18 protein-coding genes and 1 pseudogene are annotated in these 23,343 nt (G+C 45.3%); 13 read left to right on the top strand and 6 right to left on the bottom strand.

What is annotated here, in order from left to right; genetic code table 11:
* Positions 1–109 precede the first annotated feature (109 nt).
* Together ACEN8J_RS13145 and ACEN8J_RS13140 are read left to right on the top strand one after the other, a co-directional pair.
* Positions 110–583 carry a MarR family transcriptional regulator gene (locus ACEN8J_RS13145; protein ID WP_029516758.1) on the top strand — a complete coding sequence of 158 codons (474 nt, stop codon included), beginning with the start codon at positions 110–112 and terminating at the stop codon, positions 581–583.
* Positions 584–737: 154 nt separating this feature from the next.
* Positions 738–1,988: an MFS transporter gene (locus tag ACEN8J_RS13140; RefSeq protein ID WP_069011356.1), complete on the top strand. Its 1,251-nt coding sequence runs from the start codon at positions 738–740 to the stop codon at positions 1,986–1,988.
* Positions 1,989–2,084: 96 nt separating this feature from the next.
* On the opposite strand, the gene nrdF is transcribed toward ACEN8J_RS13140, so the two are convergent.
* The 3 genes from nrdF to nrdI all read right to left on the bottom strand — a co-directional run bounded on the left by nrdF (position 2,085) and on the right by nrdI (position 5,699).
* On the bottom strand, positions 2,085–3,050 hold the full coding sequence (nrdF, locus tag ACEN8J_RS13135; protein WP_029516760.1) for a class 1b ribonucleoside-diphosphate reductase subunit beta: 966 nt from the start codon (positions 3,048–3,050) through the stop codon (positions 2,085–2,087).
* A gap of 218 nt (positions 3,051–3,268) precedes the next feature.
* Positions 3,269–5,353 carry a class 1b ribonucleoside-diphosphate reductase subunit alpha gene (gene nrdE / locus ACEN8J_RS13130; RefSeq protein WP_165147728.1) on the bottom strand — a complete coding sequence of 695 codons (2,085 nt, stop codon included), beginning with the start codon at positions 5,351–5,353 and terminating at the stop codon, positions 3,269–3,271.
* Positions 5,340–5,699, bottom strand: coding sequence for a class Ib ribonucleoside-diphosphate reductase assembly flavoprotein NrdI (nrdI, locus tag ACEN8J_RS13125; RefSeq protein WP_016819181.1), 360 nt, complete (start codon positions 5,697–5,699; stop codon positions 5,340–5,342). The genes nrdE and nrdI overlap by 14 nt, the downstream gene beginning before the upstream one ends.
* Positions 5,700–6,106: 407 nt before the next feature.
* On the opposite strand from nrdI, the gene ACEN8J_RS13120 reads away from it, so the two are divergent.
* Genes ACEN8J_RS13120 through ACEN8J_RS13110 form a run of 3 tightly spaced genes read left to right on the top strand, consistent with a single transcriptional unit; the run spans position 6,107 to position 8,295 of the window.
* Entirely contained in the window at positions 6,107–6,469 is a 363-nt protein-coding gene (locus tag ACEN8J_RS13120; protein ID WP_069011357.1) for a DUF2500 domain-containing protein, read from the top strand.
* A 39-nt stretch (positions 6,470–6,508) separates the two neighbouring features.
* Entirely contained in the window at positions 6,509–7,069 is a 561-nt protein-coding gene (locus tag ACEN8J_RS13115; protein ID WP_029516763.1) for a GNAT family N-acetyltransferase, read from the top strand.
* A 2-nt stretch (positions 7,070–7,071) separates the two neighbouring features.
* Complete coding sequence (locus tag ACEN8J_RS13110; protein WP_495593560.1) at positions 7,072–8,295, top strand: MFS transporter; 1,224 nt, start codon at positions 7,072–7,074, stop codon at positions 8,293–8,295.
* 71 nt (positions 8,296–8,366) lie between these two features.
* Here the strand turns inward: ACEN8J_RS13110 and ACEN8J_RS13105 are convergent, their stop codons facing one another.
* Positions 8,367–10,058 carry an ABC transporter substrate-binding protein gene (locus tag ACEN8J_RS13105; RefSeq protein ID WP_340955125.1) on the bottom strand — a complete coding sequence of 564 codons (1,692 nt, stop codon included), beginning with the start codon at positions 10,056–10,058 and terminating at the stop codon, positions 8,367–8,369.
* A gap of 280 nt (positions 10,059–10,338) precedes the next feature.
* Here ACEN8J_RS13105 and ACEN8J_RS13100 point away from each other — a divergent pair, with 280 nt between their 5' ends.
* From ACEN8J_RS13100 to ACEN8J_RS13075, 6 genes and pseudogenes are all read left to right on the top strand, one after another.
* Complete coding sequence (locus ACEN8J_RS13100) at positions 10,339–11,406, top strand: LacI family DNA-binding transcriptional regulator (protein ID WP_039270191.1); 1,068 nt, start codon at positions 10,339–10,341, stop codon at positions 11,404–11,406.
* Between the two features lie 205 nt (positions 11,407–11,611).
* The gene (locus ACEN8J_RS13095) at positions 11,612–14,164 is read left to right on the top strand and encodes a beta-mannosidase (protein WP_483594385.1); all 2,553 of its coding nucleotides are present in this window, start codon (positions 11,612–11,614) and stop codon (positions 14,162–14,164) included.
* A gap of 200 nt (positions 14,165–14,364) precedes the next feature.
* Positions 14,365–14,662 (top strand): annotated as a pseudogene (locus tag ACEN8J_RS13090) (sugar phosphate isomerase/epimerase); the annotation flags it as partial.
* A 312-nt stretch (positions 14,663–14,974) separates the two neighbouring features.
* Positions 14,975–15,715 carry a DUF1361 domain-containing protein gene (locus tag ACEN8J_RS13085; RefSeq protein ID WP_029516768.1) on the top strand — a complete coding sequence of 247 codons (741 nt, stop codon included), beginning with the start codon at positions 14,975–14,977 and terminating at the stop codon, positions 15,713–15,715.
* A gap of 63 nt (positions 15,716–15,778) precedes the next feature.
* Complete coding sequence (locus ACEN8J_RS13080) at positions 15,779–15,982, top strand: YwbE family protein (RefSeq protein WP_069011361.1); 204 nt, start codon at positions 15,779–15,781, stop codon at positions 15,980–15,982.
* Positions 15,983–16,007: 25 nt separating this feature from the next.
* The gene (locus ACEN8J_RS13075) at positions 16,008–16,640 is read left to right on the top strand and encodes a DUF2238 domain-containing protein (protein WP_025721732.1); all 633 of its coding nucleotides are present in this window, start codon (positions 16,008–16,010) and stop codon (positions 16,638–16,640) included.
* 135 nt (positions 16,641–16,775) lie between these two features.
* Here ACEN8J_RS13075 and ACEN8J_RS13070 read toward each other — a convergent pair whose 3' ends face one another.
* Together ACEN8J_RS13070 and ACEN8J_RS13065 are read right to left on the bottom strand one after the other, a co-directional pair.
* The gene (locus tag ACEN8J_RS13070; protein ID WP_495593558.1) at positions 16,776–17,945 is read right to left on the bottom strand and encodes a glycosyltransferase family 4 protein; all 1,170 of its coding nucleotides are present in this window, start codon (positions 17,943–17,945) and stop codon (positions 16,776–16,778) included.
* A gap of 93 nt (positions 17,946–18,038) precedes the next feature.
* Positions 18,039–19,361: an MFS transporter gene (locus ACEN8J_RS13065; protein WP_165147710.1), complete on the bottom strand. Its 1,323-nt coding sequence runs from the start codon at positions 19,359–19,361 to the stop codon at positions 18,039–18,041.
* Positions 19,362–19,548: 187 nt separating this feature from the next.
* On the opposite strand from ACEN8J_RS13065, the gene ACEN8J_RS13060 reads away from it, so the two are divergent.
* The gene (locus tag ACEN8J_RS13060; protein WP_175405266.1) at positions 19,549–20,580 is read left to right on the top strand and encodes an FUSC family protein; all 1,032 of its coding nucleotides are present in this window, start codon (positions 19,549–19,551) and stop codon (positions 20,578–20,580) included.
* A 356-nt stretch (positions 20,581–20,936) separates the two neighbouring features.
* Entirely contained in the window at positions 20,937–23,315 is a 2,379-nt protein-coding gene (gene helD / locus ACEN8J_RS13055; RefSeq protein ID WP_340885046.1) for an RNA polymerase recycling motor HelD, read from the top strand.
* Positions 23,316–23,343 lie beyond the last annotated feature (28 nt).

Genomic DNA, 23,343 nt, shown 5'->3' with positions numbered 1-23,343 from the left:
TCGTGTATGCCCTCGTGCTCAATTCAATAATTATTTTAATATTGTTGAAATAGAAACAAAAATATACTATATTGTATTGTTAATGCACCAACTGGTGGGAGGACAGGCCATGAACAAAGAAGAACAGGTCATAGTGGGTTTCAGGGACTTATTTAACAAGATGGTTTGGCTTAATAAAGATAAGATGGAAGACAGCCTTAAGGGTTATAAGCCTTCTGAAGTACATTGCATCGAATACATTGAAAGAAATGCAGATTCCAACGTGACAAAACTTGCGGAGTCCCTTTATATGACTACCGGTGCCATAAGTAAAATAACTAAGAAGCTTATAAAAAAAGGCATTATCGAAAGCTACCAGAAGCTGGATAACAAGAAAGAAGTCTATTTTAGGCTTACTGAGGAAGGGAAAGTAATCTATAACATCCATGAGGAACTGCACAAAGAGTTTCAAGAGCGGGATAAAGCCGTATTTGAGCAGGTAACCGAAGAACAATTTAACAGTATGATTAGCTTCTTGGAAAAGTATAGTAGGCATTTGGATGCAGAAATAAAAAAACAGGGTATAGATATTAAGACGGAATAAATTTGAATAATGAAAATCAAACCATAGGCAGCCGGGCTCTATTGAGAACGGGCTGCATTTTTTTGTTATTATTTTGTTGCCGAGGAAGCAAAATTGTGATACGATATTTTTGCTTCCGAGGAAGTGAAAATTAACCTTTAAGGGGAGAAATGAAGTGTTCAAATGTAGATCACACAATGAACAGAACACAGAACAAACCGTAGATAAACACGCTTTAATATTCGGCCTTATCTCTGTATTTCTTTGCGGAATAGGCTTCAGTATCATAATACCTGTCGTCCCATTCTTAGTGCAGCCTTATACAAGCAGTCCGGGAGAACAAGCTATAGTTGTTACGCTGCTGACCTCTGTTTATGCATTCTGCGTGTTTTTTGCGGCTCCCGTACTTGGAGCTTTGAGCGACAAATATGGCCGTCGTCCATTGCTCTTAGTATGCCTTTTGGGTTCCGCAATTGGGTACTTGGTTTTTGGCATAGGAGGAGCTCTATGGGTACTATTTGCTGGGCGCATCATAGAAGGGTTAACAGGCGGGAGCATAAGCACGATCTTCGCCTATTTTGCAGACATCATTCCTCCAGAAGAGAGAACCAAATACTTTGGATGGGTGAGTGCGGTTGTAGGTGTAGGCACTGTCATTGGGCCAACTCTAGGCGGATTACTTGCCAAGTTTGGTTATTCTGTACCCATGTATTTTGGAGCAATCATAACTTTATTGAACGTTGTTTATGGATTCTTTTTTATGCCTGAGAGCCTTGACAAGAAACATAGACTGAAAGAGATTACCTTTGTAAGACTGAATCCATTTACACAGCTTGCAAATCTGCTTTCCATGAAAAACTTAAATAGGTTACTTGTCTCTGCGTTCTTACTTTGGATACCCAACGGATCTTTACAGGCCGTTTTTTCACAATTTACAATGGATACTTTCAGTTGGAGGCCTGCACTAATCGGACTTATGTTTTCAATTATGGGTTTCCAAGACATCATTTCACAAGGTTTCATCATGCCCAAGCTTTTGATAAAACTTAATGATAAACAGATAGCCATTCTTGGAATGGTTTCGGAGATTATAGGTTACAGTCTTATTGCGCTATCTACTTTGTTCTCATTCTATCCTCTTTTTATCGCTGGAATGTTTATATTTGGTTTTGGTGATTCGATCTTTGGACCTTCATTCAACGGGATGCTCTCCAAGTCTGTCGATTCTAGTGAACAAGGAAGGATTCAAGGAGGTAGTCAATCTATTCAGGCTTTAGCAAGAATGATTGGGCCTATTATTGGGGGTCAAATCTATGTATCACTTGGTCATGCCGCACCCGCTTTTATGGGTATAATCCTTATAACAGCGGCAATACCAGTTTTATATAAGCGAACGCATGTAAATGAGGATTTTGCAAAATCCTGAAATATGTAAACTATCTACTTTATTTAGGCAATAGGGTTTCAGAACTCAGGGACAAGTTCTGAAACCCTATTTGTTTACAGTTTTACGTAATTGTACTTATACGCCAAAATTAAAATCATCATCTGTCAGCGGCTCTACATTCATCGCCCGCACATAGCCGTTTCCTTTTTTAGAAAAGAAATCATGCTGCTTAGTATGGGTGCTGATGCCGTTGAATACAATGGGATTAACTTCTTCTTCTTCAAACAGTGGATCAAAGCCCAAGTTCATCATGGCCTTGTTGGCATTATAGCGCAAAAAGACTTTCACATCGTCTACGAGTCCAATAGGGGTGTAAATTTGCTCGGTGTATTGTTCCTCGTTATTATGCAAGTAGCGCAGCAAGCCTACCAGCGTCTGGTAAAGATCACGTTGTTCTTCCTCGTCCAATTCTGCATAAATCTCCTGTGCCAGTACACCTACGTACACACCGTGAATACTTTCGTCCCGTAAGATCAAATCGATAATTTCTCCACTACATGTCAGCTTGCCCTGGCCCGCCAGATAAAGAGGATAGAAGAAGCCGCTATAAAACAAATAGCTTTCTAACAGCACCGACGCAGCCATCGCGAGATAGAGGTCTTTCGGTGTGTGGATATTCATATAATATTGACGAATGGTTTCTGCTTTGGTTTGGAGATGTGGATTTTCTTCCACCCAGCGGAATACACCGTCAATTTCTTCCGTGGAAGCTAGCGTTGTAAAGATGCTACTGTACGACTTGGCATGGATTTGTTCCATCATCGCCATAAAGCTTAGTACGGCTTTGCGTTGCAGTCCGTCCACATGCTCCATAATTTGCGGCATACCTACACCGCCTTGAATGGTATCCAGCAGTGTTAATCCGCCCAGCACCTTCATGTAGGCTTCTTTTTCGATATCACTGAGGGTTACCCAGGACATTTTATCGTCAGACAACGGGATTTCATCATCCGTCCAAAATTGCATGATGTTCTGGTTCCAGAACATCAGTGTAAAATCATCGTCCGAGCGATTCCAGTTTACGGCTTGTATACCTGTCATTGTTAGCATTCTCCCTTCAGCTTGCGAGATTCCCTAGAAACACACATTGAAATAGTGCAGGCGAATCATCGTATGCTTGACATACGGAAGCTGTATCCGCGAGGGTCTTGTCCAGCCCCGTAAAGGTCTGAACCACACGCTGGATACAGCTTCTAATGCAAAGCATCCATATCTATTTAAAATCTAATTTTTATACTACAGCTTGTTACCATTTATGCTTAGATGGAGCAGGTGAGGCACTCTTCCACAGACAGCTTTTTGGTGCGTGTGTAGTATAACGATTTAAGTCCTTTGTGTGCGGCGTACAGATAGCAACGTGCTAACTGACGCGTAGTCACGTCACTGTTCACATGAAGCACGGTCGAAATTCCTTGGTCCACATGCGGCTGGATTTCTGCAATCAGATCCAGCACTTTGAATTGGTCCATTTGATAAGCAGATTTATAGAAGAACACGTTATCCTTTTGCAAATAAGGCATTGGATAGTAGGTCGTCGAATTGGCATAGGTACGGGTTTCAATCTGCTCAACAATCGGCATAACACTGGATGTTGCATTTTGAATGTACGAAATGCTGGCAGTCGGCGCAATTGCCATACGATAGGCGTGGTACAGGCCATTTTTCATCACATCTGCTTTTAATTTGTCCCAGTCCGCTGTAGTCGGAACATAGATGCCCTTGAATAACTCTTGCACACGTGCAGTTGTTGGACGATAATCTGTGTTCAGGTATCGGTCAAAATATACGCCTGTCGCATAATCCGATTCCTCAAATCCATAAAAGCTTTGTCCAGCCGCTTTCGCGATTTCCATACTCTTTTCGATGGAATGATAGTTCATCGTCATGAAGAAGGTACGGACAAAATCTTTTGCTTCATTGCTTTCATACGCAATTTTGTTCTTGGCAAGGTAGCCGTGCAGATTCATGACACCCAAACCGACGGAATGCATTTCACGGTTCGCTTTCGCAACACCTGGCGCATTAGCTACTTGGGTCATATCGCTGACCGAGGTGAGCGCAATCATACCCTCGTGAACGGATTCGCGGATTTTGCCATGCTCCATCACATTTACAATGTTCAGAGAAGCCAGATTACAGCTCACGTCCCGGCGGATGGTATCCTGTTGGCCGTAATCTGTAATTTCGGAAGTTTCCTGCAACTGGAAGATTTCCGTGCATAGGTTCGACATCTTGACTTGACCCACGTTTTTAAGAGCATGTGCCTGGTTCGCGTTACTTTTGTTCATGATATATGGATAACCAGACTCCAACTGAATCATGGCAATTTTCGTCAGCATGTCACGTGCGCTCATCGCTATTTTTTTCTTCACCCGATCGTCGGCGAGCAGCGTGTCGTACATTTCATCCAAATCCATGTCGTCCAGATGTGTTCCATAGGCTTTGAACACACTGTAAGGAGCAAATACATGCAGCGGTTCATTATCTTGAGCCAGCTTGTAAAAACGGTTTGGCACCAGCAATCCAATCGAAAGTGTCTTAAGACGTACTCTTTCGTCAGCATTGATTTTTTTGCTATCCAGAAACTCCAGCACATCCCATCCGAAAATGTTGTAATAGGCTGCCCCAGAGCCTTTACGTTGCCCCATTTGATCCGCATAAGAGAAGCCGTCTTCCATCAGCTTCAGCACAGGCATAATGCCTTTTGCTGCGCCTTCTACGCCTTTAATCGCTTCGCCGCGTGCCCGCAGCTTCGACAGGTTAACGGCAACACCGCCGCCGATTTTGGACAACTGCATGCAAGTGTTTAGCACATAGTTGATCGAGTTCAGGGAGTCGTCCATTTCGAGCAAGAAGCAGGATACCAATTCCCCACGGCGGCTTTTGCCTGCATTCAGGAACGTTGGTGTCGCTGGCTGGAGACGTTGCTCCATCATCGAGCGGGACAACAGGCGTGCCGTATCCGCGTTACCGCGTCCCAAATGCAGGGCAACCGCGGCAACCCGATCAGGGTAATGTTCCAGATAGACTTTACGGTCATTACTCTTCATTGCATAATCGGTATAAAACTTGGATGCTGCCATATAGGAAGGGAATTTAAAATTATAGCTATGAGTGATATGGAAAATATCATTAATTTCGTCAGCCGTATAGCTGTTGTAGAAATTCTCATAATAATCATTCTCAATCATATACAGCACTTGAGCGGCTGTGTCAGCAAACTTCAAACTCCGTTCCTGAACTTCCTTCATAAATTCTGCTACAGCCTCTTGGTCCTTTTCCAATTGGAAAAAGCCGTCTGTATCGCGTTTCATCAACATGTTGTTCAATTCAATATGCCGCAACTCGGCTCACCTCCTGTTTAAAACGCTCTACATCTCCGAACGTTCCAGATAATTCAAATTTACTAATCACGGGGACATTATAGTGGTCGGCAATCAAATCCGCACTTTTGGCAAATTTCTCACCCCAGTTACGGTTGCCGCTTGCAGCTACACCAACAAGGTTTTGTGCGTTTTTTTTCAAAAAGGAAGATACCCTCTCAGGTATCTGCCCAAACCCGGTTGTATATGTAATAAGTACGTAAGGCTCTTCTATAGTCATTTGCTCCTCGATCTGAACCGCTGGAAGCTTGAGCTTGTTTATAAATCTTTTTACATTGCCGGTCTTGGAATCATAAGCAATCAGCATGGTATGCATCCTCCTTAACAATTAACGAAAAAAAGAAAACGGCATTGCCCGAGATCCATCATAGCTCTAATCCCTTGCTGGCTGTGCCATTTTAAATTTTTGACTCTATATTTACATGTATTTTCATACCTGTATCTTCAAGATATCGGTCATAAATACGTTTTTTACACTATATTTAGAGTACATTCTCTATTTTATATCTATATATAGTTTTGTCAATCGGTCTAGAGGGGATCAGAGGACCCAGATCGGGTAGAAGTCCAAGCGGGGTGCGGAAAAGAGCGAAAGAACTTTTTTTTCGTAAGTATGTTAAAAAAGTATTGGAGTTTTTGAGGGTGAAGATGTACGATTTGTCAATGGGCAATAGAATGGAAAATTTACATTTTACTGTAGAAAGGATGAAGTGAATGGGAAGTGATTCTATGGAAGTTCAATCGTTTAATACGATCTTTTTTATCGTATTTGGACTCATTGCTTTTGTAATGATTATGGGAATTGTCAAAACGATCGGAGCGGGCCTGTCCAATCAAGCAGCCGAACGGGTACAACGTTCATGTAAGGTTGTGGATAAACGGACGAGAGTGCGTGGGGGATCAGGCGATTTTTCAGCTTCGACCTATTATTATATCACCTTTGAGTTTGACGGGGGTGAGCGTAAGGAGCTGGAGGTGAAGGATAGGGACTTTGGTATGATTGTGATCGGGGATCGTGGGGAGCTTCATTATAAAGGTACACGTTTTCTGGAGTTTGTGAGAGTAATGGAAGCATAAAGGTGCTTAAACAAATACATAATCGGAGGGAAGATTACGATGCCGCATATCATTGGAAAACGAGTTGTATTGAGAGAATACCGTCAAGAGGATATACCAGATATCCGAAAATGGGTCAATGACCCGGAAATCACACGTGGTTTAAGCGACGTGTTTATCTATCCGCATTCACAGGTGAATAGTGAATCTTTTGTACAGATGATGATTGACGGCAACCCCGAGATCAAAGGTTTTGTCATTGCGCATAAAGACACCCTGGATTATATCGGACAACTGGACTTATTTAAAATCAACTGGGTGAATCGGCATGCCACCCTTGGAATTGTGATCGGGCGTGACGGTGATCTGGGCAAAGGTTATGGACGGGAAGCGATCCGGCTGTTACAAAAATTTGCATTTCATACGCTGAACCTACATCGACTGGAGCTGGAGGTCTATGCGTTCAATGAACGTGCACACCGTTGCTATTTGGCCAGCGGCTTCAAGGAGGAAGGGCGGCTGCGGGAAAAGCTATTCAGGGAAGGGCGATACTATGACATTATTCAGATGGGGATTTTGCGAAGTGAATATGAGGCTGCACAGCAATCGACGGAATCCTGAGAGTGCAACCTCATAAGCTATATTACTCCGTCAGCTTTCTTCAATTTTTTATGAGTGAAATCACGGGGACTACGCTCATCCTTTTTTTATTAGCTAAAGGACTTTCTTTGCAGAGTGCGAACTTCTTACTGGTTGTATTCTTTGTAAGTATTTTTCTGTTTGAGATACCTACTGGGGCTATTGCAGACAAGTATGGAAGAAAAATCTCTGTTATTTTGGGACTTTGTTGTTTTCTAGCCTATAGTGTATTGTTCGTTTCGACAGATCATATCGGGGTGCTTGTGCTTGCGCAAGTCTTTGGAGGTCTGGCTATATGTTTACAATCAGGTTCGTTGGAATCATGGGTTGTGGAAAATAGTGATAAGCCCATGGAAGTTCTTTTTACAATCTCTAACAGTATACAGTACATTTCAGGATTTATTTGTGGTCTGTTGGGGGCCTTTCTCGCAACTTTTAACTATTCACTTCCATGGGCGGTTAGCATTTTATCTATTATTGTATGCATTTTTCTATGCTTCTTTTATATGGATGAGGAGAATGTGGCTCATCGAAAGACGTCCACTACCCGCATTAAAACGATTATCGGAGAAAGTGTCCGTATCGGTTTTGAAAATAAGTCTATCTGGATTGTGTTTATGATTGGCTTATTTATCAGCTTTTCAAACTCGGCTGGAAATACATTTCAACAGCCACGTCTGGTGGGCCTTTCCGAACAAGGGATTTGGATTATGGGGTTTATCAAGGCAGGGTATTCACTATGTATGACTTTGGGAAGCTACCTGGTTCGAAAGCTAGGCGCACGATACAGTGATGTACATATACTCATGTATGCTTGCGGCATGATTGGAGTATGGCTCATTTTTGCCGGTGCGTTCAACACATTTTATCCTGTACTGCTTACCTTTTTGATCTATGAAATGGGGCGCGGCATGTACCCGGTTGCCAAACAAATTTTTCTGAACAAAAGAATCTCTAATGAGTATCGTTCTACACTACTATCTCTGGATTCTGCGATTTCACAATTAGGCATGTGCATAGGTTTAATCGTGACAGGGATCATCAGTCGTAATTTTACGGATTTGTCTTCCGATCAAACACCTATTCAAATATCTTGGGTAATGTGTGGGGGGATTGCGTTGATTCCTATCATCTTATTGTTTTACGTCAATCGTGTATCAGGGAAAAGTAATTCTTGGAAAGAAAAAGAAACCAAACAGAATATGTAATAATAGTTAATGTAGAAGGGCTGAACAGCATGGTCTGTCAGCCCTGTAATATTTCATTAAAAAGGCAAACCCTATTTTTCGCCGTACCACAGTTTCAGCCGATTTTGAATTAGGCCAGTATAGATTTCTTCAGCCTTTGGCACACCCGCCTGATCCAGCTCTTGGAGCATGCGGTCATACACAGCGTCGAACTGATCTGGCTTGGCGAGTACGGCCTCAGGAATGCGTTTGCGTACAATGTCCTGCGACTTTTGATAAATAACATTGTAATTCGTATTGGTCGGAACAGGCATGTTGTAGGCAGCCCCCCACTCTTTTACCGGAAAATCTTTTTCGTTCGGGAACAGGTCTTTCCACGTATGGGCTTTGTATGCCTGAAGGGACTCTTTCTCGGCTTGACTATAATTTTCGGTAATCATCTCCGGATAATTGGTTGTGTAATAATTGCCCGAAGGGTCCTTTACGCTATCGCCGTAATGTGGCCCCCATATCCAGTACAAACCGATACCTGACTCTCTGCTAAAAGAAGCGTTATCCGTGTTCTTACGTTGTTGCACATCCGCCGGAATGACTCGTTTGCCATTCTCTACGTTGTAATGCTGGCCTTCAATTCCCCAATTACGTAAAATTTGTCCTTCGTCGGAGGCCAGAAAATCCAGAAACTTGATAGCTCGCACCGGATTTTCACATGAGGTTGTAATTCCGATCCCGGATGCGGTATCGAAGCCGATGGGCTGGAGGGAATGGTCCTCGTATTTCTCATTTAAAGTGACTGGAAAATGGGCGTAAGTGAATTCATCCTTACCTGCTGCTTTGAGCGCATTTTCGGCATCTTGATAGTTCCATTCCTGATCAATGAGTCCGATGACACGGCCTGCGGCAATTTTGGACTTGTACTGATCACTTTTTTGCACAAAAGTATCCTTATCCAACAGTCCCTCATTGTACATATGGTTCAACCAACGGAAATATTCACGTTCTTCTGGGCGCTTGTAGTGAAGAATGGCTTTGTGTGTTTTAGGATCAATATAATATTCGCCATCGTCGGGTCCACCTGTAGCAGTAACAGCCGGGTTTGTCACTGTAATTTGAATTTTCCAGTCCTCGGCATCGAGTGATAGGGGGATGGTTCGCTGTCCATTGGTGGTTGGATATTTGGCGACATAATCTTTAAGTGCTTTTTCAAAATCTTGAACGGTGCGGATTTTAGGGTATCCGAGCTTCTTAAGTGCCTGGTGCTGGATTTCGAAGCCGGCTTGTGCATCAAACGCAATGTGATCCACACCCAGATTGGTCGGGATCGTGTAGATGGCTGGATCTTCACTACTATATTTAATACGATTAAAATAGTCTCCATACACTTTCTTAATGTTAGGGCCGTATTTGTCAATGAGGTCGGTTAAGTCAATGAGTGCCCCGGCATCGACTAACTTGCCAATGTCTGATTTAGGGTACACGAGATCTGGATATTCTCCGCTCGCTGCCATTAAAGCAAACTTTTCCTCGCCTCGACCATTGACAGCATGTTCGGCATTTAGCGTAACGCCCGTTTTCTTGATAATTTCCTGTCCGACAGCATCCTTCATGTTGTTCCAGTTAGAGCTGGAATCACCGCCAAAGAAAGTAAATGTAATGGGACTGGTGTCATTAGGATCTTCCTTTTCTGCCTTACCGTCTGTTCCATTCGCACAGCCCGTTGTAACGAGCAGCAGCAAAGACAGGAGTAGAATAGAGCTCTGTCGTACCGACCTGTTCATGAACATTTGCAAATCCCCCTTAATAAGTATGATTTACACAATGTAAGTGCTTTCAATAGTAAATTGTAGGAAATAAAGAACCTCACGTCAAGTCATTTATAATTGTTTGTTATGCAGTTTGTTTTTTTATTAAGCAAACATATTTTAATGAAAAGTGTGGATTTGTGTAAATCCATCGTTTGATGATCTAAAACAAAGTATGCTACGATGGTACCAGTTTATAGGCATACCTGTATATTTAGAAGACTAAGGTAGAAAAAGATTTCGAATAGGGTTGGGTGAGGAGATGCGTGGAAAAGTAACATTACAGGAAATTGCGGATGCGGCGGGTGTTTCAAAGTTTGCTGTTTCGCGTGCACTGTCAGGCAAACCCGGTGTAAGTGAAGAGACGAGGGCGCTGCTGGTTAAGCTTGCTGCCCAGATGGGCTATTTTCGCAGTCATCCCAAAATGACTGGGATAGAGCCTCGGGACACAGATGCCAGAGAATGGTCGGGTACGGTGCTGGTGTTATTTCCAAATATTCGGCACCAGAACAGGGAATCCAGGTACTGGGGACCTGTATTTGAAGGGATTTCCGAGCGTCTGAACCGTAAGGGGATGGATATGATCACGTTAACGGAGCCCTCGACTGAGGATATGTTTTCTCTACTGAACCCGGAGGCGATTAAAGGGATTATCACAGTAGGGACAATTTCAACTTCGTTGTTGCTGAACATTTATCGGATGGGTATTCCGGTCGTCATGGTAGATCATTGGGATTCTGCATTTTTAAGTGATACGGTGTTTACAGATAATCGCACATGCATGAGTGAATTAATGAAGGATTTGCTGTGTAGGGGCTATACCCGCTTTCAGTTTGTGGGTCATATTGATGACGCTCACAGTTTCTACGAACGCTGGGAAGCTTGTCGTTCTACACTGGAAATGAGCGGAGTAGAATTGCGACAAAATAAAGCCCTTCTTCACGGAGGAGCGCAGGCGCTTGCTGAGGAAATGGACAAGTTGTCTGAGGACAAACTGCCTGAGGTTTTTGTATGTGCTAATGATGTGACTGCTGCGCAGGTCGTGGATGTGCTGAAAGAAAAGGGGATTGACGTTCCGAGGCGTTGCGGAGTGACCGGGTTTGACGATACGAATGAACAAATGCCAATTTATGCCACGGTGAGAGTGGATAAGGAATTGCTGGGAATGCGTGCAGTGGACCAATTGTTGTGGCGCATAACGAACCCGAACTCGCCTGTCGAGAAAAAGTTGCTACATGCTGAGCTATTCATACGGGAAGTTCATGCACCCCGGATCAGTCGGGAAAATGATGACCGTGAGCGTCCCATCAGCACAATCACATATAGTTAATGTCCAGATACGTGTGTGACACCATACATCGTGAAGACAAAGGAGGTCGCTTTTAGCCTGTTTGGGGCAGAGGGCGACTTTTATTTTGTATTTTGTCACTTGTTCCAAAAAAACGATTGACTACTTTGTTAGCTTAATGTTATTTTTGTTATGTTACTGACGAATCCAGATGTTCCCAATCATGCTTATAGGGAGGCTTGTGACGATGGTTAATGTGATAGGGTTGGATGGCTGGAGGTTTAGAGAAGCACAAAGTGATGAGTGGCTCAGCGCGAAAGTGCCGGGTTGTGTGCATACCGATCTTTTACGACATGGCAAAATTCCTGATCCGTTTATGGGTATGAACGAGATGGAGGTACAGTGGATTGATAAGCAGGATTGGATATATGAAGCCCATTTTGAGATAAATGCAGATCAGCTTCAATGTCAATGTGTAGAGTTGGTGTTGGAAGGTCTGGACACATACGCAGATGTAAAAGTGAATGATCAATCTGTCTTGTCAGCCAATAATATGTTTCGAGTATGGAGACAGGATGTGAAGGCATTGGTTCAGCAAGGGGAAAATCGGCTAGAAATCAGTTTTCGTTCTCCGATTGCTGAAGATGTACCCAAGCTGGAAAGCTTAGGTTATGGACTCCCTGCACCCAATGATCAGTCTGAGATCGGTGGTTTGTCCGATAAAAAGGTAAGCGTTTTCGCACGTAAAGCTCCTTACCACTATGGTTGGGATTGGGGACCGAGGCTGGTGACGAGCGGTATCTGGAGAGAGGTTCGGATCGAGGCTTGGTCCGGTCTGATCGTGAGAGACTTGTTTATTCGACAGGACGAAGTGAGTTCGGCAGGGGCTAAACTCATGGCAGTGGTAGAGATCGAAAATGCAGATGAGATTAGAGATGCCGAGTTGCGTATTTCTGCTGACGGCAAAGTGTGGTCCAAGCCAGTTCGGCTGCTGAAGGGGAAGCAGACAGTGGAGCTGGAGCTGGAGATGAAGAAGCCGAAGCTGTGGTGGTGCCGTGGACTGGGGGAGCCGCAACTATATACGTTTGTGGCCGAATTAGTGGAACAAGAACAAGGAGCTGTAATCGCGGAAAAATCAGTAAAAACGGGACTGCGTTCCATCCGTCTTGTACGGGAACGGGATGCAGCAGGAGAGAGCTTTTATTTTGAGCTGAACGGAATTCCGGTGTTTGCAAAAGGGGCTAACCATATTCCGAATGACAGCTTCGTCACTGAAGTTACGATGGAACGATATCGGTATGAAATTGCCAGCGCAGCCGCCTCGAATATGAATATGTTGCGAGTGTGGGGTGGCGGTATATATGAGCAAGACGTATTTTATGAGCTTTGTGATGAATACGGTTTGCTCGTGTGGCAAGATTTTATGTTCGCTTGCAGTATGTACCCAGGCGATGAAGATTTTATAGACAATGTGGCACAGGAAGCCGAGGACAATATCAAGCGGCTGCGTAATCATCCCTGTATTTCCTTATGGTGCGGCAACAATGAGATCGATTCTGCGTGGGCGCATTATGAAGAGAATGGAGGCTGGGGCTGGAAAAAGAACTACACACCTGAGCAACGGGAACGCCTGTGGAATGATTATGAAATGCTCTTTCATCGGATTCTACCGGAGGCGGTACGCACCTGGTCAGCGCAGACAGCATATTGGCCCTCCTCCCCGCTAATTGACCTGACGAGAGATCGGAATCAGCATGCCCATCGGTCTTCAACTGCAGGTGATGTTCATTATTGGGGTGTATGGCACGCGTCTGAGCCGTTTGAGAATTATCATGTACATGTGGGCCGTTTTATGAGTGAATATGGTTTTCAGTCTTTTCCTGAATACAAGTCCGTTCGTACTTATGCGGAAGAGAAGGATTTGGAACTGGAATCTGCGGTGATGCTGGCACATCAGAAGAACGGTGCGGGCAATCGTCTGATTAAAGAATATATGGAGCGGTACATGCGAGAACCAAAGGATTTTACAAGTTTTCTTCCCATGAGCCAAATTTTACAGGCAGAAGCAATGAAAGCAGCTATAGAGGCGCATCGTCGTCACAAGCCTTATTGCATGGGAACATTATACTGGCAAATGAATGATTGCTGGCCCGTTGCCTCCTGGTCGAGTATGGACTATTTTGGTCGTTGGAAAGCGCTCCAATATACGGCTAAGCGTAGCTTTGCCGATGTGTTGTTGAGTGCAACAGATACAGAACAGGGGAATAAGGCACTACATCTGGTCAACGATACACTAGAGCCGATATCAGGTACGCTGCGGCTGACGCTTTTGCATATCCGAAGCAGCCAGGCTGTTCGTGAAGAGAATGTTAAGGTAAAGCAACCAGCAGGTGGTGCAGGAATTGTACATATACTGCCTATCGACAAATGGCTGAGTGGCCTGAACCGTGCGGAGCATATGCTGGTCGCGCGTCTGACGCAGAATGGTGAACAGGTGATCTCCAGTGAAATTTATTTTGCAGACACGAAAGAGATGGATTTACCGCAGGCAAAAATTGAAGTGACAGAGATTCAGGGAAGCGAGGCTAGCAGATTCATGCTGTGTTCGGATGTACTTGCCCGACACGTGTGGCTATCGGCAGAGCAGGAAGGTATTTTCAGCGACAACCATCTGGATCTGGCTCCCGGTATTCCAAAAACAGTGGAATTTTTGGCTTTGCACAACGGTTCATCAGCATTTGTGGCAGCTGCGCCGGGTACATTGGCAGTACATTCATTAGTCAATTGGATACAAGGTTAGACAACAGTAAAAGCTTATCCGTCTTTAAGTAGATGATGGATAGGCTTTTTTTTATAATATAAATTTATTTTTGTGATATGTGGAGCGATTTCATAATGTTCATATACATAACAAAAGAAGGCTTGGGAGCTGAGTGATAACAGATCATTTGTAAGAAATTTATCTATTCAGCATCTAACTGTTGGAATATAAAAAAACATATGGGCGGCCGAGAACTTGTAGAGGAAATCCGTCAGTTGGACTTTAGCAGGGTGGAGCTGAATTATAACATTACCCGGGAAATGCTAACGACGATTGAGCCTATGATTGAGCGGGGGAAAATCGGCATATCGAGTGTGTACAATACATTTCCTCATACACCAGATCCGAATTAGCACGAATTCCGTTCTGCTCGGGTTTGACGATGAGACCAAGCGACAACGTGCGATAGAACTGCTGGTGCAATCTGTGGAATATGCGCATCAGTACGGAGCAAAAGCGGGAATTGTGCATCCCGGACGACAGATGGCGAATGGACAGAGCGCAGCAACGGAATTTATAATGCCGTTAGCGGTATTATGCTAATTCATGCTGCCCGAATATTAAAACTACCGGAGCTACGCCTTTACCTGTGAGTGAAGTCTAAAACACAGTAAGCATCTATTTTTCGGGATGGGGTCGATTCCCAAAGAATAGATGTCTTTTTAGTTCATTTATGCAGAGGTGGAGCGCTTCCATTGAGCTTGAAGCCATTGTGGTGTACACTGTCCAGAACAGGTGTAAATTGGAACGTCAGGAAGGCAGGACGGTTACAAGGAGGGAAAGACACGTATGTATGCCCGTTTAAGATCGTTAAATTATCCAGTAAAACTTTATGTTTTTTTAACACTGGCCTTATGCTCCGTAATCAGTACATTGTGGATCATTAACGTGCGACTGCCCTCAGGGGGCCGCCCTTATCTTTTTATTTGGTGGAATATGATGCTGGCCTGGATTCCTATGCTGTTGACGCTGCTGCTTGATGTAGTGTATAGCTCGTGGAGGCGAGGAACGAGGACTTTTTTACTCTGGGTCACGGGGGCGGCATGGCTTTTCTTTTATCCCAATACACCCTATTTGATCACAGATTTGCTGCATGTATTCGCCAGATATCCGTTTCTCGGGGAGCAACGTTTCTGGGGAAATCCGTACTTTTGGAATCATGTATTGGGGATGCTGCTGGTAGCCATACTTGGTCTGACAATGGGATTTGTATCACTTGAATCCGTACGACAGTTGGTACAACGTGCACGTGGTGGGCTTGTTAGTTGGCTGTTTATGATGGCGGTACTCTTGTTGAGCAGCCTGGGTATTTATATTGGCCGTTTCTTTCGAGGGAACACATGGGATATTGTTTCTGCGCCTTCTCAACTGTATGCACAGGTATCTTCCATATGGGCAGACTCCTTGCAACGTACTCATTTTGTGGAGTTTAGCGGGATGGTATTCGTTATTTTGCTCGTCAGCTATGTATCCACGATGTGCGTAGTCTGGATGGGGAACAGCCGCCAGGACGAATGGCGTCGTTGGTGATTTTGTTGTAACTGAGTGGCTGAATATCATCATAAATATAAAAACAAAGGAGGAATAGCTACAATGAACGGACAGAATCGATCCGACATCTGCGCTGGTCTTCAGGTAGATATTGTACTTAAAAAGGATCAGCCTACCGGTAAGTTGACGCGAGGAACGGTGAAAGATATTTTGACCAATTCCCCACGTCATCCGCATGGAATCAAAGTGCGTTTGGCAGACGGACAGGTTGGGCGTGTCAAACATATCGTAACGAACGAAGGCTAGAGCTTTGGGCTGAGGAGGAATGACGATGAACCAGGCAACGGCATGGTCTAAAAATGATCGCTACCCGCTTGTTTTACTTGTATTGCTGGCGCTTGCCCTCATTTGGTCTTTGATTCGCCCGGCGGATTATTTTACATGGGTACTGGAAGTTCTCCCAGCGGTTTTGGGAGCTGTACTGCTGGCGGCTCTATACCGAAGATTTCGGTTTACCAATCTGGTATATACCCTAATCTGGCTGCACGCATTGATCCTGATTGTGGGCGGACATTATACCTATGCCGAAATGCCACTGTTCAACTGGATTCGGGACACGTTCGGACTGGAGCGCAATTATTATGATCGACTTGGGCACTTTGTACAAGGTTTTGTACCCGCACTCATTGTCAGGGAAGTGCTGTTGCGTAAAACGGCCTTGGGAAGCGGGAGCTGGCTCACTTTCCTCACGGTTAGTGTGTGTCTTGCGATCAGCGCTGTATACGAGTTGATTGAGTTTGCTGTAGCCAAGGCAACGGGAACAGCAGCAGAAGCTTTTCTGGGCACACAGGGGGATGTATGGGACACCCAATGGGATATGCTTCTTGCGTTCATCGGCGCTTTGACCGCAGTGATTTTGTTGAGTGGGGTACATAACAAGCTGCTGAAACAATTAAGGTATTAGCAAAGGCTTTTCTTCTTTTATCTGCAATTGTAGTTAGACGGGGAAATAGTTAAGCTGATGAAGGGTGGTTACAGAATGCGTGAAGGAGCATTTTCTAACCACCCTTTAGCATCTGTAGCTATGAAGTCCTCAGAGTTACATTCGCCTCATGGGATGGCTGTCAAGATGGAGGGTCGCTGCGTCCATGTAGCTGTCCAGTAGCCGTTCAAAAATACGGTCCCATGTCTGCTCCAGACTGTAGGCTCTACCAGTTCTGGATATAGCATCGCGAAGTGAGGCGTCCTCATACAACAGGTGTACAGCTTTGGCAAAGGCAGAGGCGTCCCCAGTCGGACACAATAGCCCCGTTTTTCCATGGATTAGATTATCTTTTACCCCGCCTTCATTGGCACCGACCACAGGTGTACCGCTCGCCATAGCCTCCAGTACTACGTTGCCGAAGGTTTCCGTGGTGGAAGGGAAGAGAAATACGTCGGCTGCGGCGTAGAGTTCAGCTAATTCCGGCCCTTTCACAAAACCAAGCCAGTGGAGTGCATGCTCCGGCACCCCTATATCCGCTGCAGTTTTGACCTTATATAATGGACCATCTCCTGCAATGACCAGCACAGAGGCTGCGCGGACGTCGTCAGGTAACTGGAGGTAGGAATCCAGTAACGTGTCTATCCCCTTTTCTGGTGCAAGCCTGCCCACATACAAAATAACAAATGCATCTGCATGAACGTCCCATTTCTTCCATACTGCATGACGGTCCACCTTTGGTTGAAATCGGTCGGTATCAATGCCTCTGCTCCAGATTTCGAGCTGCCCCATTCCTTTATTGCGCAACAATTCCATGGTTGATTGAGAGGGGACATATACCCTTTCGCAATGTCTATGAAACCAGAGCATGTATTTCCATAACGCAGGTTCAAGCCAGCGAAGCTTGTAATATTCAAGGTATTTATCAAAGTGGGTGTGATATGAGGCAACGAGTGGAATATGGTGTTTGGCTGCGTAGCTTGTTCCATACAGGCCAAGGTTAAACGGAGTAGCGACATGAATCAAATGCGGGGAAAAGGCTGACAGACGCTCGTTGATCTGTTTGGCGTTGGGGATCGCAAGTCTGCATTCCCGGTACAACAAAAAGGGAATACTTCGAAATCGCTCTACACCCGGCCCAGAGGGCAGATGATGGTCTGCCTCCGGTGCGAAGACGAGCGTAGATACTCCATGTGTCTCCAGATAGCCAATCCATCGTTCCAGGGTCAGAGCAGCGCCATTCACGTCAGGCGTATACGTGTCCGTAAATAATGCAACTCGAAGCATGCCTTCATTCCTCCTCCGCCATTCTCATTTATCCTATGACGTTCCAAGGGAGTCCGCTTGGAGGCTCCGGCTTTTATTGTGTCATGATTTTGTTTACGGGCCTGCCGGGTTTTGTAAAAGCTGGTTCGCGGACGGACGCTTTTCTCGAAACATCCTGTAATAGACGAGGGAGGACAAAATATAGAAAACACCTGTCATGCTAAATGTGATGGCATAGCCCCAGTAGTTGCCATAAGTTGTAACCAGATAGGCTTGTACAGGTCCCATACCTGCGGTGCCTAGCATCCAGGTCGTCTGGAGAATGGAGTTGGCAATGCCACGATTTTTATCTGACACACGTTCGACGAGAATGGCGGTTTGCAGCGGATTAGCTGCATTCATGAGCGCTTGCCTGAATAGAAAGCTGATCGAAGCGATCCATAGCACGTTCGTAAAGCCTGTAATGAGAAGGAACGGTAGCGAAAGCAGTTGGAAGCCAACTACAGCTCTGACCAGACCAATTCGGCTGCCGAGGGTAGGTCCGATCAACATGGAGAGGATGGTCATGAGCTGGCCGAGTGCAATCAGTAAACTCATTGCGCTGAGCGATACGGAGAAGCGGTTCGTAAAATACAAATTAAGATACGGGATGACCAGACCTGAACCCAGTCCAAGAAAAAACTGGGCCAGAACAAATTGTCCAATAACCCGGCGATCAGAAGAAGCAGTAGGTGTCTCCGAGGCAGGGATATCGGATGTACTGTACGGCGTCTGTACTTGTTCTGTTTGAGGTGAAGATTCGGCAGGAACGGGTGCTTCTAAGTTAGCCGTAGTTTTTGTGATGAACAATAGAGGAATAAAAGCAGTCAATGTTGCCATTCCTCCAAGGAACAGAGCAACCCGCAGACTGGATAGCGGTGTGATTCCCCACGTCTGCAGCCCATCTGCGAGTGCGCCACCCCCGAAGCTGCCCAGGACTTGGGCTGCCAGTACAAGAGCTGAGTAATAGCTGAATATTTTTAAACGTTGGGCTTTGCTTATGCTTTCTGCTAAAAAAGGCACGGCCAGCACCTGAATAAAGGCAGCGAATACACCTGAGATTACGGCAAATACCAACATGCTTCCGCTGGTATCTGTAAAGGTACGGGCGAGAAAGGCCAGGCCGCTGAATAATGCACCGATGACCAGCATATTTTTGCGGCTTATCCGATCCCCCAAAAATCCGACCGGAATGAACAGCAACGCCGTCGCCAGCGCCTGCATGCTGACCACTTGGCCGTTCATATCATCGTCAAAGCCAAGCTTTTGGATATACAGATTGTACAGCACAGAAAACATTCCTGTACCCATCTGGTACAGCAGATTGGCCATAAAAAACAATCGGATATTGCGTGGCCACTTTCGGGGCTCTTCTAACATTTTGCTAATCCATGACACGATGAGTTCCTCCTGTGACGTTGTTGCAAATAAGTTAATTCTGTTGATATGTATTCTATCAGGAACTGTACATTTCATAAATATTCCTGATCTTCGCTTGTTTTGGGTAATAATAAAGCATGGACTTTACATTGAATTTTCATTATAGTAATTCGGTATGAATAAATTTGAAAGGTAAGCAGGAGGGATGGCTTTGGCTTTTGGAGCACGGGTGTTGAAAACGGGAATTGCAGTGACGCTCGCCCTTTTTCTGAGCACGCTTTTGAACACCCATTCGCCTGTGGGGGCAGCGATAGCCGCTATTTTTGCCATGCAACCGTCGATATATAGGTCGTGGCGTTATTTCTTGGATCAACTCCAAACAAGCACACTAGGTGCAATCATGGCATTGCTGGGCGGAATGGTATTTTCGAATGAGCCGATTGCAGTCGGACTCGTATGTGTATTGGTACTTATGATATGTCTGAAAATAAATATGGCTGATACGGTTGGATTGACACTCGTGACCGTTGTTTCTGTAATGGAAGCCTCAGGGGACTGGAAATTTGCGGTGACTCGATTTGCGCTCACTTTGATTGGAATTGTGTCTGCTTTTGTCATCAATGTTAGCGTTTTTCCCCCGAAACCGAAAAGGCAGTTTATTAATCAGATTCAAAATGTCTTTAACAGCATGTCCTTGCTGCTGCGTACTGCTATTTCCGATGAGATTAAGGAGTCTGTCTTTAAAGAGGAAAAAGGAAATCTAGAGGGAGCCATTAAATCGCTTTCGGACAAATATCATTTGTTCGAGGAAGAGCAGAAGAAGCTCAAGCGCTCCAAGTTTAGTCAAACGAGACAAATGGTAGTATACAAACAAATGCTCGGAAGTTTACACAAAGGATATGAGGTACTGGATGCGGTGGAAAGGCACTACTTCCAGTCTTTACGGCCAAAGGGAACGGATGCTTTTTTTGACAGTCACCTGGAGTTGCTGATTCGTTTTCACGAGCACGCTCTACTGAAATTCGAAAATAAGCTAAAACCGAATGAGGACGAAAGTGAATTGTTCCAGCAGGCGAACGGCGAATTTATGAAGCATGCGATTACACGTTTTGACCATTGTCAGGAAGGAATGCTGCGGCTTTCTATTGTGGCTGCGGCCATGTACGACTATGGTCATCAGCTGGAGAGGTTGAGCAGATTGGCCGATCATATTCATCCTGTGGAAGAGAGCAGATAGGCGAATTTCCTAAAAGAAAAGCGACCGCATTCATCAATCAGATGAACGGTCGCTTTTTTATGTAATGAATTCAAGTATGTCAGAACAGGTTAATAGAAGGTTGCCAGAACGCACAAAAAAAGCCCGCTGGTTGCGAACAGGGACTGAACTTGCTACAATAGAGAATGCTCTGTTTTATGGTAAAACCATATGCATAAATTGTGAGTTACACTTCTTTTTACATTATAGCATGCTTCAAAGGATTAGTCAATTTTCCCGGAGCAGGGGGATGCCGCGGGTATGTCCGGGTCCATAATAGAGCATAGTTTGTACGCAAAGGAGCCCTGCGTGGAGCAGGAGGAAACGGAACAGGAGCGATGCCAGTGACTACTGAACAGCAATGGAATGAAGAACAACGAAGAGTAGAAGATGTGACCGCAGTAATTAGCGGGCGTATTCGGAAGCTAGAGACAGAGGTTGGTTCTGTGCGCGGAGATGTCGTCGATATGCGTAAAGACTTCTGGGATGAGGTAACGATCAATTTCAGTGAGGCGGATGATGTGGGCGAGACGTCCACCAGTTTGCGTCAGCAGTCTGAGATTTTGTCTGAGCGGGAACGAAGACACAAGCATTCCACTGAGGCGTTAGGTCGTTTGAAAAAGTTGCTTGATTCACCGTATTTTGCACGCATTGATTTTGCTGAGGAAGGGCAGACTGCGGAACGTGTTTATCTGGGGATTGCCTCCCTGCTTGATAATCAAGATGAGGAATTTCTGATCTATGACTGGCGCGCGCCTATTTCCAATCTTTATTACGATAACATGCCGGGTCCCGCTTCTTATAAAACTCCGGCAGGGGAGATGGATGGAGAGCTCACGCTTAAGCGTCAATTCTCGATCCGTGATGGACAAATTCGTTTTATGTTCGATACAGGGGTGACGATTGGAGACGAACTTCTTCAAGCCGTATTGAGCCGCAGCTCGGATGCCCAAATGAAAAGTATTGTCGCTACCATCCAAAGGGAGCAGAATCGCATTATCCGTGATGACCGAAGCCGTATGCTTATTGTTCAGGGAGCGGCAGGAAGTGGCAAAACCTCTGCTGCGCTTCAGAGAGTAGCGTATTTGCTGTATAAGTACCGGGATCGCTTACGAGCGGATCAGGTCGTGTTATTTTCGCCTAATCCGATGTTTAACAGTTATGTATCGACAGTATTGCCTGAATTAGGTGAGGAAAATATGCTTCAGGCCACGTTTCAGGAATATTTGGAGCGGCGTTTGGGCCGGGAGTTTCAGTTAGAAGATCCATTTGAACAGCTGGAATATGTGCTTTCAGCGTCGTTACTGCCTGGGTATGAAGCCAGGATGGAAGGTATCCGTTTTAAATCGTCTAAGACGTTCCTACATGTGATTACAGGCTACAAGGCGTATTTGGAGCAGGAGGGCATGCGTTTTAAACCCATCCGCTTTCAGGGACGTGAGGTGGTTTCAGTAGAGCAGATGGCACGCAAGTTTTATGAATTCGACTCTACGGTGCGACTGGCGAATCGATTGGAACTGCTGCGGGATTGGATGCTTAAAGAGCTGGCCCGCTTTGGTAAGGAGGAATGCTCCGCTCCATGGGTGGATCAACAGATGGATCTGATGGAGCCGGAGGATTATCAGCGTGCCTATAACCGTATGCGCCGTAAATCCAAGAATAAGGGCGATACTTTCGACGATTTTGCACGTGAAAGAGAAATATTGGCGCGTATGGTGGTCAGTGACCGCTTAAAGCCTCTGCGCAAATGGATTAAGGCGCTTCGCTTCGTAGATACGACCCGGCTCTACAGCGAGCTGTTTATGAATGAGGCATTGTTGAGCCAACTGGCGAATCATGCAGAGCTGCCCGTCAGCTGGAGTGAAATTAGTCGGCAAACCCTGCAACGAATTCAGGCTGGGGAGTTAGCGTATGAGGATGTGACGCCCTTTTTATATTTGCGTGAGCTGATGCTGGGCTTTCGTTCCAATAGCAACATCCGTCACGTGTTTATTGATGAGGCACAGGACTATTCCCCATTCCAACTGGCGTTCTTCAAGCGTTTGTTTCCACAGGCTAAAATGACGGCACTGGGTGATTTTAATCAGGCCATCTATGCCCATGCCTCGGTGCTTCAGGATGCAGAACCATTGTATGACCTGTATGGAGCAGACCAGACCGAGATGATTTCCCTGACACGCAGCTATCGCTCGACACAGGAGATTGTGGAATTTACCCGGGGGATGGTCGCTGGGGGAGAGCACATTGTACCGTTTAACCGTAAGGGTGAGAAGCCTCTGGTAACCGAGGTGCGTTCACGTGAAAAGTTGCATCAACGGATAGCTGGGAATGTCACTGAATTGTTGGCAGAAGGCTATGAGTCCATCGCGGTGATCTGTAAAAATGCTGACGAAAGCGCGGCAGCCTACGAAGCGCTGGAAGGACAGCTGTCAGTGAAGCCAAAATTAATTAAGAAAACAACCCCCGCTTTTGAAAAGGGGATTCATATCATTCCAGCCTACCTGGCAAAAGGCGTGGAATTCGATGCGGTCCTGATTTATGACGGATCAGCGAAACAATACCAGCGTGAGAGTGAGCGTAAGTTGTTCTACACCGCCTGTACGCGAGCGATGCATTTGCTGCATATTTATAGCATAGGGGAGATTACACCATTCGTGAGTTTACGGGATTCGGATACGTATACCCGCAATGTGGAAGAAAGTGATCGTGTTCTGTAGAGAGGATATTGGCAATCAGCTGGGGACA

This window comes from Paenibacillus sp. Paensp38 (assembly GCF_059491915.1).
This window is presented reverse-complemented; position numbering and strand designations above follow the sequence as displayed.